The 18,615-nt window shown below is 44.4% G+C and carries 13 protein-coding genes; 11 read left to right on the top strand and 2 right to left on the bottom strand.

What is annotated here, in order from left to right:
* The first annotated feature begins 391 nt into the window (after window positions 1-391).
* The 10 genes from VF500_RS24745 (at window position 392) to VF500_RS24700 (ending at window position 13,466) form a co-directional block, all read left to right on the top strand.
* Entirely contained in the window at window positions 392-979 is a 588-nt protein-coding gene (locus VF500_RS24745; protein WP_330862237.1) for an RNA polymerase sigma-70 factor, read from the top strand.
* Window positions 980-1,098: 119 nt separating this feature from the next.
* Entirely contained in the window at window positions 1,099-2,217 is a 1,119-nt protein-coding gene (locus tag VF500_RS24740) for a FecR family protein (protein WP_330862236.1), read from the top strand.
* 197 nt (window positions 2,218-2,414) lie between these two features.
* Window positions 2,415-5,786 carry a SusC/RagA family TonB-linked outer membrane protein gene (locus tag VF500_RS24735; RefSeq protein ID WP_330862235.1) on the top strand — a complete coding sequence of 1,124 codons (3,372 nt, stop codon included), beginning with the start codon at window positions 2,415-2,417 and terminating at the stop codon, window positions 5,784-5,786.
* A gap of 11 nt (window positions 5,787-5,797) precedes the next feature.
* Window positions 5,798-7,312 carry a RagB/SusD family nutrient uptake outer membrane protein gene (locus tag VF500_RS24730; RefSeq protein WP_330862234.1) on the top strand — a complete coding sequence of 505 codons (1,515 nt, stop codon included), beginning with the start codon at window positions 5,798-5,800 and terminating at the stop codon, window positions 7,310-7,312.
* A gap of 119 nt (window positions 7,313-7,431) precedes the next feature.
* Window positions 7,432-8,004: a hypothetical protein gene (locus VF500_RS24725; RefSeq protein ID WP_330862233.1), complete on the top strand. Its 573-nt coding sequence runs from the start codon at window positions 7,432-7,434 to the stop codon at window positions 8,002-8,004.
* Between the two features lie 36 nt (window positions 8,005-8,040).
* Complete coding sequence (locus VF500_RS24720; protein ID WP_330862232.1) at window positions 8,041-10,539, top strand: zinc-dependent metalloprotease; 2,499 nt, start codon at window positions 8,041-8,043, stop codon at window positions 10,537-10,539.
* 17 nt (window positions 10,540-10,556) lie between these two features.
* Window positions 10,557-11,285 (top strand): hypothetical protein, encoded by a 729-nt coding sequence (locus VF500_RS24715; RefSeq protein WP_330862231.1) that lies wholly within the window; start codon window positions 10,557-10,559, stop codon window positions 11,283-11,285.
* Between the two features lie 240 nt (window positions 11,286-11,525).
* Window positions 11,526-11,951 (top strand): DUF2147 domain-containing protein, encoded by a 426-nt coding sequence (locus tag VF500_RS24710; RefSeq protein ID WP_330862230.1) that lies wholly within the window; start codon window positions 11,526-11,528, stop codon window positions 11,949-11,951.
* A gap of 12 nt (window positions 11,952-11,963) precedes the next feature.
* Complete coding sequence (locus tag VF500_RS24705; protein ID WP_330862229.1) at window positions 11,964-12,557, top strand: Crp/Fnr family transcriptional regulator; 594 nt, start codon at window positions 11,964-11,966, stop codon at window positions 12,555-12,557.
* Between the two features lie 117 nt (window positions 12,558-12,674).
* Window positions 12,675-13,466, top strand: a complete 792-nt coding sequence (locus tag VF500_RS24700; protein ID WP_330862228.1) for a sterol desaturase family protein — start codon at window positions 12,675-12,677, stop codon at window positions 13,464-13,466.
* Window positions 13,467-13,652: 186 nt separating this feature from the next.
* Here VF500_RS24700 and VF500_RS24695 read toward each other — a convergent pair whose 3' ends face one another.
* Window positions 13,653-14,531: an alpha/beta hydrolase gene (locus VF500_RS24695; RefSeq protein ID WP_330862227.1), complete on the bottom strand. Its 879-nt coding sequence runs from the start codon at window positions 14,529-14,531 to the stop codon at window positions 13,653-13,655.
* A 342-nt stretch (window positions 14,532-14,873) separates the two neighbouring features.
* Here VF500_RS24695 and VF500_RS24690 point away from each other — a divergent pair, with 342 nt between their 5' ends.
* Complete coding sequence (locus VF500_RS24690; protein ID WP_330862226.1) at window positions 14,874-15,347, top strand: hypothetical protein; 474 nt, start codon at window positions 14,874-14,876, stop codon at window positions 15,345-15,347.
* A 44-nt stretch (window positions 15,348-15,391) separates the two neighbouring features.
* Here VF500_RS24690 and VF500_RS24685 read toward each other — a convergent pair whose 3' ends face one another.
* The gene (locus VF500_RS24685; RefSeq protein ID WP_330862225.1) at window positions 15,392-18,550 is read right to left on the bottom strand and encodes a TIM-barrel domain-containing protein; all 3,159 of its coding nucleotides are present in this window, start codon (window positions 18,548-18,550) and stop codon (window positions 15,392-15,394) included.
* Between the last annotated feature and the right edge of the window lie 65 nt (window positions 18,551-18,615).

The following is an 18,615-nucleotide window of genomic DNA, read 5'->3' as shown; positions in this document are numbered from 1 at the left end:
GCCTCCGAAATATTGATAGGTCTGGCCGAAAATGAAGAACCGCCGGTTCATCTTTACCTCGGCCAGGATGCATACAATCGCACCTCGGAAAAATTAAAGGCCATGACCGCGGAAGTAGAATACTGGAAGGAAACCATTATCTCCGCCGATTTTAAATAACATGGTTGAACATTTACCGGTCAAAACCCGCCATCTTCTTTGCTCGTTGCGCAAAAGCTGATGGCTTACTTGGTGTCGGTAAAGTAAACGTTCTGATATAAATAACTAACCAACAAAGGCCGGCAGCTATGTCGGCCTTTGTTGGTTAAGGAATTGAACGTATACTGGCGATCATTTAATTCCTATATTTAATTTCTGTTAAAAAAACGTTACATTCGGGTTCTAAATAATTATGAAACTGTATGGTAAATTAAGTGATGCAGAATTGGCCATCCGGTTGTATGATGGAGACGAGGCTGCATATACTGAAATTTACAATCGTTACTGGGCTTTATTGTATAGTCATTCTCGCCGCATGCTTCGCGATGATGAAGAAGCAATGGATGTGGTGCAGGACGTTTTTGCTGCTTTTTGGACAAAACCGCCTGAATTTAATGATAGTGGGGCACTTAAAGCATATTTGTTTACGGCGGTGCGTAATACAACCATTAAGTTAATTAACAGAAGTAAGCACAAAGATAATTATTTAACATCCCTCGCGGCTTTTATGGAGGAGGGGGAATACGCGACCGATAACCAGGTTGCCTTTAATGAATTTGTTCGGCAGGTTGAAAAAGAGGTTGCGAATTTGCCGCCAAAAATGAGGCAGGTATTCGAAATGAGCCGAAATGATGGATTATCCCATAAGCAAATCGCCGAAAAATTGGATATTTCTGATCATGAGGTGAAAAAAACGATAAATATGGCAATTAAATTGCTTAGGACTCAATTTTCCTTGTTTTTTCTTTACTTGTTGATGGTATTATTACGCCTTTTTTAGCTGTTAATCCTTTCTGTCGCCAAAAAAAATAAAAAAAATAAACTTTTTTTATTTTTTGATGTCTACCAGGCGCCTTTTTAATGGTCTTATCTATAAATCGGCACAGAATGCCGTGAGTTATGGATAAACAAAAAGCACAAGCCTTATTAAATAAGTACGCCGCGGGTAACTGTACTGCCGAAGAACGTTTACTGGTTGAAAGCTGGTATAATCAGCTTAGCCAGGAAACTGAACCCTTAGCCGGCGAACCGGATTGGGAGTTAGCCAATAAACAAATTTATGATCGTTTGGCTTTTGCACGGGCTCGTAGTTACAGGCGCTCGTGGCTGTCTTATTCGGCGGCGGCTATACTGCTGTTCCTGATATCTGTAAGTACTTACCTGTATATTTCAAAAAAGGACACATCTGTCCAATATACCAATGATGTGGCTCCTGGTCGTAATAGTGCTATGCTCACCTTAGCCAACGGCGAAAAAATTGACCTTGATAATTTAAAGAGTGGGGAACAGGTTCGCCAATCGCATATAAAAGTCACCAAAGTATCTGGCGGCCGGCTCGTATACACTGTTGTGGACGATGAGGCAAACAGCAATACCAATGCCTTTAACACTATTGAAACACCAAAAGGCGGACAGTATGAGGTTAGTTTGCCTGATGGGACAAAGGTATGGCTCAACGCCGCTTCTTCTTTAAAGTATCCTGTCATCTTCGGCCCAAAACAACGTAGCGTTGAATTGCATGGCGAGGCTTATTTTGAAGTGGCCCACAATCCTCAAAAACCGTTTATTGTGGCTACTACGCAGCAGCAAATAGAAGTACTGGGCACTCATTTTAATGTAAATGCATATAACGATGAGGCCACCGTTAATACAACGCTGCTGGAAGGCAAGGTTAAAATAGCCGGCAAAGGAATAAGTGCCATTCTTCGTCCGGGCCAGCAGGCGGTTTTAACAACGCAAACGCATCAGCTTAAAGTACAGGCCGCCGATCTGGAAAGGGATATGGCATGGAAAAACGGCGACTTTGTGTTTAAAAATCAGGACCTGGAAAGCATTATGCGGCAGGTGGCCCGTTGGTACAACGTAGAGGTTGTTTATGAGCAAAATGCGCATCGTGATGTGACGTTTGGTGGTTGGGTATCTCGTGCCAAGAACATATCGGCTGTGCTGAAGATCATGGAGTTAACAGGTAACGTTCACTTTAAAGTTTCGGGAAGGAGGATCACGGTTATGCAGTAAAATTTTACTTACTCACAGAATGGAGATGATATAAGCAAACCAGGAGTGGTGGAACACCCCTGGTTAAGTCTGGATTCCCCATTAATTTATTTTTCGGAAACAAACAAAGTCTAAAACCCAAACTATTCAAATGTATGAAATTTTACACGGGAAATTCGTGTAGGCCGCCCGGCCGCATGTCAAAATTTCTATTATTCATGAAACTTACTATTATTTTAATAATTGCGGCAGTTATGCAGGTAAGTGCCAGTAGTTATGCTCAGCAAATCACCCTCAATGTCAAAAAGGCACCTTTAGAAAAAGTGCTGAAGGAGATCAGGGCACAAAGCGGTTACGACTTTTTATTTGATGCAAAGCTTATCCAAAATGCTAAACCTGTTGATATACAGCTTGAAAACGCGGGAATAGAAGAAGCGCTTAAAAACTGTTTGAAAGGGCAGGCTTTATCATATACCATAGATGAGCATACGGTGGTGATCAGGGAAGCCGAAAAAACTTTGCTGGACAAGGTTGTTGACATGGTTGCGGATATCAAAGACAAAGCCGGTAAATTGGTTCAGCCATCGATAGTTGTTGGTAAAGTTAGCGGCAGCTATGGAGTGCCGCTTAGTGGTGCAACGGTTATGGTTAAACGTACTAAGCTGGGCACTAATACAGATATTAAAGGTAACTACATCCTTAAAACTGCCGAAACTACTGATACGCTCGTTATTAGCTTTATAGGCTATAAAACTACAACGGTCCCAATAAATAAAAGGGTTATTGTTGACGTCAATTTACAGGAAGCTACCAGCGGGCTGGACGAGGTGGTAGTACAGGCCTACGGCCGCACTACACAGCGATTAACCACAGGTAATATCAACAGGATAACTGCTGCTGATATTGCAAAGCAACCGGTAACAGATCCCTTACTGGCTTTAGAAGGGCGGGCGCCCGGGGTAGAAATAACACCGCAAACGGGTTATGATGGGGGGCCCGTAAAGGTAGTGATCAGGGGGCGGCAGTCTATCAACACCAACATTAATTCCGATCCGCTGTACATTATTGACGGCGTGCCTCAAACAGTACTTGACCTGCGGCCATTTGATTATAAAAATAATAATCGCCAGCGCGGCCAATATTCTGTAGGTTTGGGCGACCCAACGGTGGGTTATTCATCGGGCAGCAGTCCGCTGGCTGCTTACAACCCCTCAGATATTGAATCGGTTGAGATATTGAAGGATGCTGATGCTACAGCCATTTACGGTAGCCGTGGCGCCAACGGCGTTATCCTGATCACGACTAAAAAAGGATCTCCTTCAAATGGCGATTTTTCCATTGATCTGGCTCAGGGTGTTCGTTATACGGTAGCCGAATGGCAACAGCTTAATACACCACAATACATTGCAATGCGCAAAGAAGCTTTCCGGAATGACGGCATAACACCAACTGCGCAAAATGCAGCCGACATTTTCCTGTTAGATAATAACCGGTTCACCGACTGGCAAAAATATGCTTATGGAAATACCGGGAACTGGACCAATTTACAGGCGTCATTGTCGGGCGGAACAGCTCAGACAACCTATCGCCTGGCTGGTGGTTACAGGGCGAGTTCAGACATCAGCACAGCAAAGGGAAGAAACCCTCAGGGATCTTTTTCCTCTAACCTGACAACGCACAGCGCAAATCAGCGTTTTACTTTGTCGTTTACTACTAACTACACTTTTTTGGTCAACAACCAGATCAGTATAGCTCCCGTGGCCACTCTGCCTCCAAATGCGCCATCGGTATATGATGCGCAGGGGAGCCTGAATTTCGCAGAATATGATAAAGTCAGGATCTCTTTTCCTTTTTCAGGATTATTGCAACCGTATGAAGGTAAAACCAATACCCTCAACGGCAGCCTGAATTTAAATTATACAATCTTCAAAGGTTTGGTGGCCAAAGTTAACCTTGGATATAATAACACACAAAAACAACAAAGCCAATACCAGCCTCTCGCCGCACAGGACCCGCTGCCGGGATCGCCTCAAAAAGGAAGCGCCAGAGTTGAAAATGCCCATACCAACAATATTATTGTTGAACCCCAGCTTGAATACAACGCGGTAATTGGGAAGGGGGCAATAAATTTATTGACAGGCGGCACCTATCAGCTTAACAATACCAGCTCGTTACAAACAATAGGTACCGGATATACCACTGATGACCTGTTATATTCAATGGCTGCTGCACCTGTAGTGCAGGCCACCGACGCAAAGGGGCAATATAAATATGCCGGTGTATTTGCCAGGATAAATTATAACTGGGAAAATAAATACATTCTTAATTTGAACGGTCGCCGGGATGGTAGCAGCCGTTTTGGTGAAAATAACCGGTTTGGTAATTTTGGATCTGTAGGTGCAGCATATATTGTTACGGAAGAAAAGTGGGTAAGAGATTTCCTGCCCAAAGTTTTCAGTACAATTAAACTTCGCGGCAGCTACGGCACTACGGGTAGTGATGGAGTGGGTGATTATCAATATCTTACGCAATGGGCCCCTGTTTCGGCTGGTCAGTCAGCGACTTCTACTAACCCCAAGTACAACGGTGTTATCCCCCTGGTATCCATACAGCACGCCAATACTGATTTTCACTGGCAGGTTAACAAAAAACTGGAGGGGGCACTTGATCTAAGCTTTTTGGATGAACGCATTTCTGTAGAGGTTGCCTACTACCGGGATCGCTGTAATAATCAACTTATACAATTCCCAACCGCCGATCTTACCGGGTTTTCTACGGTAACGGCCAATAGTCCTGCTAATGTTCAAAATGATGGCTGGGAATTTCAGGCTAATGCACAGATCATCAACGGGAAAAGCTTCCACTGGAGCGCAAGCTTTAACATTGGCATTAATAAGAATAAGCTCTTGTCTTACCCAAATTTTCAGCTGTCGCCTTATTATACGCTCATGAAGATAGGCCGGCCATTGGGCGAGCAGTATCTATATAAGTTTACCGGTGTGGATCCACTCACCGGGCAGTATACCTACCTGGATGCCAATCACGATGGTCTTGTCAGTGCTGTGGCAGGCGTTCCCCCCGGAACCGGGATGGATGACCGGGTTGCGCTTATCAATACAACTCCTCAATATTCGGGGGGGATGGGACAGCGGTTCAGCTTCAAAAATTTATCCCTGAGTTTGTTTTTTAATTACAGAAAGCAGCTGGCAAGAAACGAGCTGGCCAGTACCGCATTTGGCGCGCTTGGCAATGTTTCGTTATATAAATACAATAACAGGTGGCAAAATCCGGGCGATATTACCTCCATAGCAAGACTAACTACCACCGCAAAAGTCTCCGACATTAATTATACCTCCTCGGATGCGGCCTATACCGACGGCAGTTTTATTCGTCTGCAAAATATAGCTCTTTCATATACCTTGCCTGTAAAAATTATCCGGAAAATAGGTTTGAAGGCATTGGCAATAAATGCAAGCGCCCAAAACATCTTCGTTATCACAAACTATAAGGGCCTGGACCCGGAGGTTAATAATTTCGGATCAATGCCGCCAACCAGAACCATCACCTGGGGATTATCAGCCTCATTTTAATTGAAAAAATCATGAAGTCAACCCGTTATTATTTAAGAACAATATACATGCTAAGTATCATCATGGTGGTGATGTGCGGCTGTAAGAAACTTGTGGAGATCGATAAGCCAACCAATACTATTTCAACGGCCAGTGCATTCGGTACAGACAGTAAGCTCAACTCTGTGATGGCAGGCCTGTATAATCAAATGATCAATACAGGATTGGCATTCAGTAATGGTGCAACAACACTTTATGGCGGATTGACCGCCGACGAGTTTGTGGATTACGGAGGGCCAACGAATACGCTTACTTATCCATTACTTACCAGTAACATTAATGCCAACGCAGATTTTGCCGCAGACGTCATCTGGTCTTCGGCCTATAAAACAATCTATAATTCAAATGCCATTATCGAAAACCTAACCTCGTCCGTATCAGACAAGATCACGGATAGCTTAAGAGCAAGCTGTACAGGTGAGGCAAAATTTACCAGGGCATTTAGTTATTTCTACCTTACCAATTTTTATGGCGATGTGCCGTTGGTGCTTACTACTGATTTTAATAAGACAGCTACATTACCCCGAGCCCCGCAAGCCCAGGTTTATGACCAAATGGTTCAGGATTTGAAGGACGCACAGTCATTGTTGCCTGATAATTTTTCGGCTGGTCTTGGCGAACGGATCAGGCCCAACAAAGGAGCAGCCACGGCTTTGCTGGCAAGGGTTTACCTTTATCAAAAGGATTGGAAAAATGCCGAGGCACAAGCATCTGCCGTTATCGGCAATAGTCACTACACCCTCCTTGCCGATCTGAATAAGGTTTTCCTGATCAATAGTACTGAAGCTATTTGGCAATTGAAGCAGGACGTGTCATTAACTCCGGTAGGAAGTGGTACTTATGACGATATTAATTTTAATACCAGGATTGAGTGGGAATCGTTAGGCCCGGATGATCAGGCTGTTTTTTTGGATCCTTCTGTTTATTCTTCTGTTTCCTTTTTTTTGACACCACAAAACTATCTCACTGATGAATTATCAAATGCTTTTGAACCGGGAGATCTGCGCCATACTGCCTGGGTAAGGAGCACACCAAGCCCCAATATCGACCCTTATTTTGGGGTTACCTACAATTACCCTTTTAAATATATTAACCGGACAGCTACAAATAACCAGCCTGCTTTGCAATACAATGTAATGCTCCGGCTTGCCGAGCAATACCTCATCAGGGCAGAAGCCCGGGCAGAATTAGGCGATGTAGGAGGAAGTGTAGCAGACATTAACCGGATCAGGAACCGGGCTGGTTTACCTAATACCAACGCATCCGGTCAAACAGATCTGTTAGCAGCTGTTGCCCGGGAGCGCCGCGTTGAACTTTTTGCCGAGTGGGCGCACCGCTTGTTTGACCTGAAGCGTACGGGGAAAGCAAGCGAGGTATTGGGTGCTATAGCAATTAAACAACCCTGGAAACCGGGTCAATTATTATATCCCGTTCCGGTTTCAGAAATTATCAGAGATCCCCGGTTGGTTCAAAATCCGGGCTATTAGGAAATAAAGCAAGCACAGTAAAAAGCATGTGACGTATCAATTATTTGATACGGTTAGGCGGTCTATGCCCAATAATCAGGTGAAATAACAACATAATAATCAATTAAAAGAAGATAAAAATGAACAGAGAAAAATTTTTCGGACTTGTTAAGGTTTCCGGCATGTTCCTGGCCATTATGGCTGTGGTTAGCTGTGCTCCGGGTGGCGGGTCAACCAGCCGGAAGAAAATGCCCGGATTTAGCAGCGTTTCCGGCTTTGAAGGCCCAATGCCGTTTGAAGGCCGAAACGCAAGCAGCAAATTAAGTTCCGGCGATTTTGCATTTACAACCAACAACGTGGATATGATGCTTGACGGTAACCTCCATGAGTTTGTTTCAGTAGCATTGCCAAATGCCGCAAATGATTCTTTGGCCATTAGTTTGGTCAATAGTTTTAAACCAATGGCTTTGCCTTTACTTACCAGCTGGGCTGCGCGGCAAAAGCAGGGAGTTGTTATCGACCTCAGCAGTCACACCCAGGCTGCCCACCGTACGGATTACACATTGGAAAAACCGGGTGACTTTTTAATCCCCGTTGTGATTATCTGGGATGCGGCATCAGCGGCAAGAGTTGGTGCGCTTAAATCAATGGTTGCCGGCGTGCCCTCGGTATCATTAAGCTGTACATCAGGTATGGATCCTGTTAAAAATTAACTAACTCTTTCCTGATCAAAAAAATCTAAAACAAAGATGAAAACAACTCGATTTTTTATTAAAATATTTCTGCTATTCGTCTGTCTTATAGCTGTTCAAACGACTGTTTATGGCCAACAAAAACCGATAGCCACTTCCTGGGATGATGTAGCGAAAGCTGCCGCTAAAGACACCACTAAACCGCCGCCGGCCCGGAAGAAAATAAAAAGCTATCAATCAGTAATCAATAAATCTTTCAACAGCCAATTTGGGTTATTCGCGGTCCATAAGGCAAAGGATACCGTATATTTTGAGATCCCGGACTCTATCCTGCACCGTGACATTATGCTTATCAATCGGCTGAACAAAGTATCCGGGGGGTATGACATGTACGCCGGTGAAGAGCTTGATGAACGGACCATTCAATTTGAGAAAGGCGTTGATTCAACCATCCGTATCAGGTATGACCTGGTTATCAGCGAGGCAGACTCTACCAATGATATTTACAAGGCGGTGGTCAACTCCAATATAAACCCGGTAGCGGCTACATTTCCAATAGTTGCCTATGGGAAGGACTCTAAAAGTTATGTGATCGACGTGTCGAAGTTTTTGAAGGAGAAGAGCATGGTGAATAATATAAATGGTCGTACAGGCTTAGGTGCCCAGGCTAATATTGCGTCCATGAAAGATTTTAATATCGAATCCATCCACGTATATCCCATTAACGTGGAGATCAGTATTAGTAAAAATATGGATCCAAAGGGGCCGCAGTCGGGGCCAAGTAAAAATGGCGATCCTTTGAGCATGGAATCGCATACCTCTTTTATCGCTTTACCAAAAGTACCCATGCAACGCCGCTATTTTGATCCGCGGGTAGGCTATTTTGCTGATTTCTTTAATACGTATGCCGATGATCAGCAAAAATCCGAAGAGCGGGATTTTATTTTACGCTGGCGACTGGAGCCCAGGGATGAGGATATTACTAAATGGAAAAAGGGCGAATTAGTGGAGCCTAAACATCCTATCGTGATCTATATTGATCCTGCTGCTCCAAAACAATGGCGCCCGTACCTGATCAGCGGTATTAATGACTGGCAGAAAGCGTTTGAACAGGCAGGTTTTAAAAACGCCATCGTCGGTAAAGAGTGGCCTGAAAATGACACCACTATGCATATGGACGATGCACGTTATTCGATGCTTAACTATTTTGCTTCAGATGTAGCCAATGCTTACGGGCCTAATATCCATGATCCGCGCAGCGGCGAGATCATTCAGACACATATTGGCTGGTATCATAATGTGATGTCGATATTACATGACTGGTACCTGATCCAGGCGTCGGCTACAGATCCACAGGCACGGAAAGCTAAATTTGATACCGAACTGATGGGGCAGCTCATCAGGTTTGTATCAAGCCATGAAGTGGGCCATACACTTGGTTTACGCCATAATTTTGGCAGTAGCAGCCAAACCCCTGTTGATAGCTTACGCAGCAAACATTACCTGGACCTGCATGGCCATACTGCCAGTATTATGGATTATGCGCGGTTTAACTATGTTGCCCAGCCGCAAGACCATATACCCCAGTACGACCTGTTTCCGCGTATAGGCGAATATGATAAATGGGCGATAGAGTGGGGCTATAAAAGCAGCGGCGCAACTTCGTTTGAGGAAGACAAGAAATTGCAAAGAAAATTGATAGTAGACCGTACTTCCAAAAACAGAAGGCTATGGTTTGGCGACGGTGAAAGAAAAAGATTTGACCCCCGCAGTCAGATGGAAGATCTGGGTGATGATGCGGCTAAGGCCAGTACTTACGGCATCAAAAACCTTCAGCGTATCCTGCCTAATTTACCAGCCTGGACTTATGAAGAGGGTGGTATCAATGAAAACCTCGAGTCGATCTATAAATCGCTTACCGATCAGTATTTCAGGTATATGGGCCATGTGCTTAAAAACGTTGGCGGCGTAAACTATACCATCAAGAGTGAGGAGCAGTCGGGGCCGCTTTATGTACCTGTTTCTAAGGCAATGCAGCGCGAAGCCATGCAATTTTTCAATAAGCAGTTATTTGATACGCCTTATTGGCTGATCAATAAAAAGGTAGTAGATAGGATAAACCTGCCCGAATCGCCAAATTTTGTTGAGGATGTACAGGTACGTGTGTTGAACAGCCTGATGGATATTGGCAGGATCAATAAGCTCATAGCCAATATGAAGCAATTTGGAAACAATGCCTACGATGTGAATGAATATATCACTACCCTGCACCAGGGAATATGGGGCGAATTGAAGAGCAATGGAGAAGTGAAGGTAGATAGCTACCGCCGAAATCTTCAGAAATCATATTGGGGCGCTATGCTGGAGATCCTGTCGGCAAATGATGCGGCCAGTTCAGAAACCGATGCGTCATCACTGTTAAAAGCGGATGTACTGTTACTTCAAAGTCAGATCAGGCAAGCCATCCCGCGTGTACAGGATCCGCTTACATTGTACCATTTGAAAGATCTGCAAAATCGTATAAAACACGCATTGGAAGACAAAAGATCCCTGTAATTTAAAACCGCATCAATATGAAGTTCCGATTAATTTATGTGATCACATGGATAGCTTGCTGTAGCAGCATGCTATCCTGTAAAAAAAACAGCTTACCCGCAATATCATCTTCATCATTAACTATTGTTAATGCCATTTCGGGAGGGTACGGACTGATACCTAATTTTGACAGCGAGAAAACGCTGATCTATTATAAGAATGCTGCCGTTATAACAAACAATGGGGCCCTTGAATTTTCGGGCCATTTGGGCAATATTCCCTTGTCGCTTGCACCGCAAACGGATACCCTGCATACACTTTATAAGAACAACATCCTGATGGAGGCGAACAGTATCCATACGCTATTTATTACAGGCACTGTTGATAACACCGATTCCTATTTTACTACGGATAAGGTGCCCGCTTATGCAGCTGCAGATAGCTTGATCGGCGTGCGTTTTGTAAATGTCTCGATGGGGAGTAAGCCGGTGAGCATTAATATAAAAGGCCAGAGTAATACTTTGGTAAATGGCCTGGCTTATAAATCGGCCAGTGATTTTTTACCCTACGCGGCCAAGAAAACAGTGCCAGCAACTATTAGCTATATTTTTGAGATCAGGGACGCGAGCACCGCTGCCCTGATAACTACTTATACACTCAGTTCTCTTGGCACTAAAATATCTAAAAGTGTTACCATAGCCCTGAAGGGTATTCCCGGAGGAACAGGCGCTAATGCGCAGGTGGCATTGCTGGTGAATAATTATTAGTAATAGTTTAGTTGACGGAGCGCGGGCAGTGCTAACTGCCTGCGCTATTTAAGATCATATGAACACTTGCCTGTTAAAATTTGAAGCTCCATCTTAAATGTCATGATTTTAACTCGGCTAAAGATATTTGGAAGCTGTGGAATGGGCTTTCAAAATGATAATCAATTTTGTTCTTTATGTTGTCAGTATAGTTAATAACGTGCGCCGGTGATTTGGCGCACGTTTTTTAAAGAAAATACAATGAAAAAAATAATCGGAGTAACACTTTTTGTGTTTTTAGCCACGCATGCTTTTGCACAGAAAGGCGACGCGATCTTAGGTAAATGGCTGAGCCCGGGCGGGCGCGGTCAGGTGGAGGTCTATAAAAAAAATAATAAGTACTTTGGTAAAATAGTTTGGCTGAAAGTGACTGCCGACAAGAATGGTAAGCCTTTAACAGATCGGCGTAACTTGAATCTCTCACTGCGTAAGCGGCCGGTATTGGGGCTTGAGGTTTTAAAAAATTGCAACGTTAAAGGTAAGTACTATGACGATGGTACAATATATGATCCCGAAAGCGGAAAAACCTATACGTGTAACCTGTTTTTAAACGGGAATAAGTTAAAAGTAACCGGTTTTGTAGGCATGTTTGTGGGACGTACCGATACCTGGACAAGAGTTAACTAAGATATATATCCTATGGAGCAGCAAAAGGAAATCGATTTTTATTTGTCGGTATTTAAGGACCTGGGCATTGCTGATGCCGACCGGCTGATACCTTTTGTTAAACCGAGAAAAATTGATGCCGGTGAAATTTATATTCAGGAAGGTGCAACCGGCAAAAAGCTGGCCTATATAAGCCGGGGGCTTATCAGGACCTATCTGCTTAAAGCAAATGGTGACGAAATAACGCTGATGCTTCGCTGGGAAGGCCAGTTCATAGCATCGGTAGACAGCGTGTTATTCAACCGGGCGTCGCGCTTTTTTTACCAGGCCCTGGAAGACACGGAGATCATAGAAGTAGATTACGATAAAATACAGCCCGTGGTAAACAATAGCCCCCTGTTGTCCTTATCACGCAATGATTTTTTGCTCAATATGCTGGCCGAGGCCATGGAAAGGATCGAAACATTTGTCTTGTTATCTCCGGAAGAGCGGTATGTAAAGTTATTGGAAGAGAAACCTGATATCCTTAACCGGGTGCCGGGTAAATATTTGTCAACGATGTTGGGTATTACACCTGTTTCGCTAAGCCGTATCCGCTCAAGGATAGCTTCTGCCGGGAAGCTCTGATTGTTCCTTGTCAACATTGCTGAATAGAGCAGCAAAGCAGTAAACTATGATCGTTAATTATCTTTTGTTAATATTTTCAGGGCTGCAGGCTACCGTACTTTGTGATGATTTAAAACCATGAGCACTATGCAACAAACTATGGAAATATTAAGCAAGCTTTTCGGCATCTCAATCGTTAGATATTTTGTAATTGCCGGTATTCCGTTCCTGATCTTCTACTTTTTCTTAAATAACTACTTCCAAAAAAACAAGATTCAGGGCAGGGAAGCTACAAAGCGCGATTTTATCCGTGAGATCATGCATTCCCTTCAAACCACCGGTGTGTTGGCCGTAATTGCCTATTTTATTCTTTACACCCCATTTCGTAATTATACAAAAGTATACATGGAACTGGACAGTCATGCAACATGGTGGCTCCCGGTAAGCGTTATACTATGTCTTGTTATTCATGACACGTACTTTTACTGGATGCATCGGTTGTTGCACCACCGGGCCATTTTCAAATTAACTCATCTGCTGCATCATAAATCTACTAACCCTTCACCATGGGCCTCGTATTCGTTTCATTTTATCGAGGCCTGGACAGAGGGGGCCGTGCTGTTTGTGATCGTATTCCTGATCCCCGTGCACCCATTGGCTGTGCTGGCGTTTACAGTAGCAGGATTTGTCATTAATGTTTACGGGCATTTGGGCTACGAGATTGTGCCCCGTGGATTCAGAAAAACCATCTTTTTTGAATTTTTCAATACCTCCGTATATCACAACCTGCACCATAGCCGATTTAAGGGTAATTATGGCCTCTATTTCCGTGTGTGGGACAGGCTTATGGGCACCGAGCACCCCGACTATGTAAAGGAGTTTGACCGGGTGCAGGATCAGAGAAGCTCGGAGCAGTCTGTACGAGTCTGATGATCTGGTGGTTAAAATTGATTTATAGGTTAACCAAGCTGGGAACCCACATGCACGGCTGCCTGATCTTACATTTGAGCGGCCGGTGTCATTGTTTGTAATGACATGGCCATATCTGCGAAACGCAAGGGCGGCCACTGTAGGCCGCCCTTGTGTTTGTGACAATATTGTAGAAAATAAGAAAACTTATTTCTTTGCCGGATTTTTTGCAGCTGCCTCAATTACCCTGGCTACGGCCGCCGGTTGTGACATGAATATAACATGACAGCCTTTAACTTCTGTTACTATGGCACCAGCCCGTTTATACATTGCGCGTTCCAGTTCAGGATTAATGGCTTTATCTTCTGTAGCTACAACAGCGTATGTTGGCTTGGTTTTCCATGCAGCCTGTGTTAACGGCGCAACAAAGCATGAGCCAACAATGGGTTGTTGGGAGTCGAACATAAAATCAGCTTTTGCTTCGCTCAGGTCAGCCGCAAAGCATTCATGAAAGAGTGTCTTATCAAAATAAACAATACCATCTTTATCTGCGGGCAGGATGCCATTTTTTGGTAGGGCAGGCCCCGATTGATAAACATCTAAGGTTGACTGGCCAACTTCAGGAGCAAACGCGGCAATATACACCAGGCTTGCTACTTTTGGAGATACACCTGCTTCGGTGATCACCGAGCCTGCCCACGAATGGCCTACAAGTACGGCAGGGCCATCCTGTTTTTCCAGGGCCCGGTTGGTTGCGGCAACATCGTCATTCAGCGACGTAAGCGGGTTTTGCACAAGCGTTACATTATATCCGTCTTTCTTTAAAATTTTATAAACGGCTTCCCATCCGGATGCGTCTGCGAAGGCCCCATGTACAATAACAATATTCTTTACCGCGGGAGAAGTTTGAGCTGTACTCACCTTTGGGCTGAAAGCGGCCAATAGCGCTATCGCTGTAAATTGCATTAATCTGGTAATCTTGTTTTGGGTTTTCATTTTGTTTGTTTTTCTTGATTTGTCTCCAAAATTATCTTCCATCTTTCCCAACAGCCTCCAGAAATCCTCCAACCCGACAAAGTAGTTCATGAACCGGGCATTTTCAGCGTTGAGTAAATACCATTTTTCGGAAACCGGCCCTATTGCCCGTCGATTTAAAACGATTGAAACCATTTGTGGAGGTTGTCGGATACTTTAAGCAAAACTCTCATGGAAAGCAGGCTCCCATAGTATTACAACATATGACATGCTCTTTTCTATTCGGGGTACTTATTGACCGCTCCGGGTTTTGGTTTGTCTGGTTAACCCGGGTCTTTATTGCCCTCTGTGCTTGCTGGGCATACTTTTGAGTAACATTATTCTAAAAACAAAATTATATAACAATAACCGGCACCTAATCGGTACCGGTATTACCTTAAATAGTAAACCATCATGAAAAAATTAATCTTAGCGGCAATTGTATCATTATTCGCCGCCGGCGCAAACGCTCAAACTGCACAGCCAATGGAACTAAACAGTACCGGACAAGCCATAACATTTAATGTAAGTCTCACTTCAATGTGGAGAATTACCATGCCCCGTATAGGTCAGGTTGAAACTGAAAAGATTGCGGCGTCTTACACAACCCTGCCGTTTTATAAATTCGCCAATCAGCAGGCTACCGCGCAACAATCCCAGTTTTCTAAAGATCCACTCCTTACAATAGGCAAACGCTTTGATACTAATGCATTGACCTTGAACGGCCCGCTATCACCAAGCCCCGAAAATGATCACCTAAGCGGGAAGCTTAAAACTATTTTTCCATCCGCAAGCATCCTTGAACCCTCAGTAAGGCACAATTTTACAATGGCTTATGCTCAGGCAAATTATGCTTATCGCTCCGAAAACCTGGTAGCCGGAATTTGATTTACCGCTGTTTAAAAGTCCCGCATTAGTGATCATGTTGGTGTTTACTGATTGGATAGGGTTACCGTTTGTTTAACCGATGTGCTCAGGGATTCAGTTTTAATATGAACAGTACCGGTTTTATCGTTTTTATCAAAATAGTAGCCCGTTTTGGCCTTGTCAAATTGTTGCTGGTTTTTAAATGCTTTAAGCTTCTGGCTGTTTACGTTTACAGCTTTGGGGGCTTCGGTTTGATGAATGTCCAGAAGGTAAACCCTTTCTTTGTTCATGCCGTTATAACTGCCCCTGGCGGCGTTAATATCAATGCTAACACCATGAGTAGCATCAACAGCTATCAGCGTTTTGGCAAAAGCGCCGGTTTTATAGTGGCGGGTGAGGCCGTCATCCTCATACAGGTCAAAAGCCGATTTCTGGTACGGGTAAATAGCTAAGGTTAGCGTATCTGTTTTCTTTTCGCTGTCGTAATTCATAGCGGGGTACATGGGGATAATTGCCCCTTGCTTAACAAAAAGAGGAAGCTTCTCAAGTGGGGCAGGGTAATTGTTGAGCCATGTGCCGCCCTCCATTTTTTGACCACTCCAGTAATCATACCAGCCGCCCTTAGGTAAATAAATACTGTCCCTTTTGCTTTCGCTTTTGTAAACGGGGGCTACAAGCAGCGATTCGCCATTCATGAACTGATACTGTGTTTTTTTGCTCCAGGTTACGCTGTCTGTGGGGTACTCAAGCACCATGGCCCTGCTGGCAGGTACGCCTGTTTCATGTGCCGTTGCGCAATACGTGTACATATAGGGAGTTAAGCGCATTTTAAGCTGCAGGTATTTCCTGTTGATGGATGTATAAGGTTCGCCGTAAATGTAGGGTTGTTTATCCTTTTTGGCCCATCCGCTCATCACCATTAAAACGGGCGTAAAGCACTTCCACTGCAAATCCCGCACATAGGTTGAATCGCTGCCGCCGAAAATACCGTCCACGTCGCCGGTTGCCGCATTTTGAGCCGAGAGCCCTGAACCTATAACCGTTGGGATGTGAAACCGGATATATTCCCAATTGCCCGATTGATCGCCCGACCATACCGTTGAGTAACGCTGTGTACCGGCCCAGCCCATTACGCTCCAAATAAAGCCACGGGCATCGCTGTTGTTTTCAATACCTTCGTAAGCAGCTTTGCAGCCATCAAGGGCATATTTATAGCCGGGGCCAACCCAGGCAACATCTAACTTGGCTACCCTTGAGCCGTATTGACCCACCTCTTTAGCTATTTTTTCAACGCCGTTCTCAGTCCAGAGGCCGGTGTAAAAGCCGCGTTTATGCAGTTCCATGATGGTCGAATCGAGTTTGGTGTACCCGCAGCCGTAACCGTCGTTAGGAAGGATCCAGCCGCGGGGCATATTGTTGGCCACATATTTATCCGCCACCAGTTTAATAACATCAGGCGTGGTACCGTTAATGCCGGTGCCTGCATAGTTTTTGGTGTCGGTGCCTTTAACGCCACGGTTATAGCAGTTGGCATCGCCCATACTTAACGCCCATGGGGGCATTAAAAACGGCCGGCCGGTTATATGGGTGTATCCGTTTAATATTTGTTTTAATGAGGGGCCGTAGAAGTAAAAGCAATCAAAACGGTTTTCATTATGTGTAAAGGCCAGCTGCTCTTTAAATGAATATTTGCCTGCGTCAAAAGTATTGCGGAAAGCACCGTAACCAGCGGTCGACATGTAAAAAGGAGCAGGGTTAGCCCTGCCGCCATCATCCCAACCGCCGCCTTTTTCAATCAGGATATCTTTGTCGCGGTGCGAGAAATAACCATTTTGCATACCGCAGCCATAAAAATATTCATTGGCCTGGCGTTTCATTGTTTGAGAAGTATGCGCACCGAATGATATCGGTTGGGTTTCCTCCCAGATCAGGTGGGTATCGGTAACATCATACATGGCAAAGCGCAAAGGGGCTTTAAATACCCGAAGTATACATTGGGCGCTTTTAAGTTGGTAGTAAGCGCCTTTATCTGCCCAGGCAACAGTTGGGTTTTTAACGCCATAGTCAACCACAATATCGTTGGCCGCAGGGTTGGTAAATTCGCCGTCGGGTGCCATCCAGATCCTGAAAATATCGTCACTGTAAAAAATAACCTTAAAGGCCGACAGACCGGCGGCAATATCAAACTCGTTACCGGTAGCTTTAAAATTGGTAAGGTCGCCAACTTTTGATTCTTTGGCGGTTATTTTGGTAAAAAGATTATTGTTTGACGGCTTTTGATCTCCATCAAAACTCAAACTGAAGTTTAAGCTATGCAAAGGTCTGTTAGTTAAATCGGTTGCAGGGAGCTTAACCAAAACTTCTTCGCCAGGTTCGATACCTTTTTTTGAGGCTGCAACATTGGTGGCAATTTCCTTTTTACCATCAATTGTACAGCTAACTTTAAAACCCGAACGAATTGTTTCAGTACCACTGTTTTTGACGGTAACTGCCAAAACATCGGCTTTGGTAAAGGTATTATCGCCTTCATTGTGTGATTGTAAACGGCCTATGGCCAGGTCTTTGTTGTAACCCTGGGCCAGCTCAATATCGTCAATCATCCAATACCAGCTGTAATAACCTTTCCAGTAAAAACGCAGGTATACTTTGGGTTTGTTAGCGGCCAGTTTGGTGATATTAAGCTCCTGGTTAACCGGGTTAAACATATCGGTAGCAGCAGGCGCATTGTTCATAACATTAATGTCGGTCCACTTTTCGCCGTCGGTACTTATCCCTACAAATAGGCCTGCACCAGGTGCGGCTGATTCGGCATTGTACCTGAAAGTTTGCTGAAAACATAATATCACCGACGATTTACCCGAGCAGTCGATAGCCCCGGTTTGCATCCAGGTATCAGGGTGCCAGCCTTTTTTGATCCACCTTGGCTGGTCTTCGTCAACAAAATAACCGGCCTGAAACTGCAAATGATAACCCCTGCTTTTTGAAGCGATAGGAGGGGCTTGTTGCTGGTACTGGTAAGAACCGGGATAAGGCTGATTGGTAACCAACCACTCCAGGTTTTGGGTGCTTTTATCAACGTTTTTCCATCCCTCAGGTAGTTTACCACCCTTAAAATTCTCCGACCAGAAAACCTTGGGATCTGGCGTAGTGATTTGGGCCGATGCCGGTAAAAAATACAGGCCTGCAATGGTAGGGAATATTATTTTTCTTAAAAATTTATTCATAAAGGTGATAAGCTTGCTTAAGCCGAAGGCTGGGTTTGGTTATATCTATGTTCGGTAATGCTATG

Origin of the sequence: Mucilaginibacter sp., from assembly GCF_036383575.1 — a bacterium.
Taxonomy (GTDB): Bacteria; Bacteroidota; Bacteroidia; order Sphingobacteriales; family Sphingobacteriaceae; genus Mucilaginibacter.
Note: the sequence above shows the minus strand (reverse complement) of the source record. Positions and strands in the feature narration are given on the sequence as shown.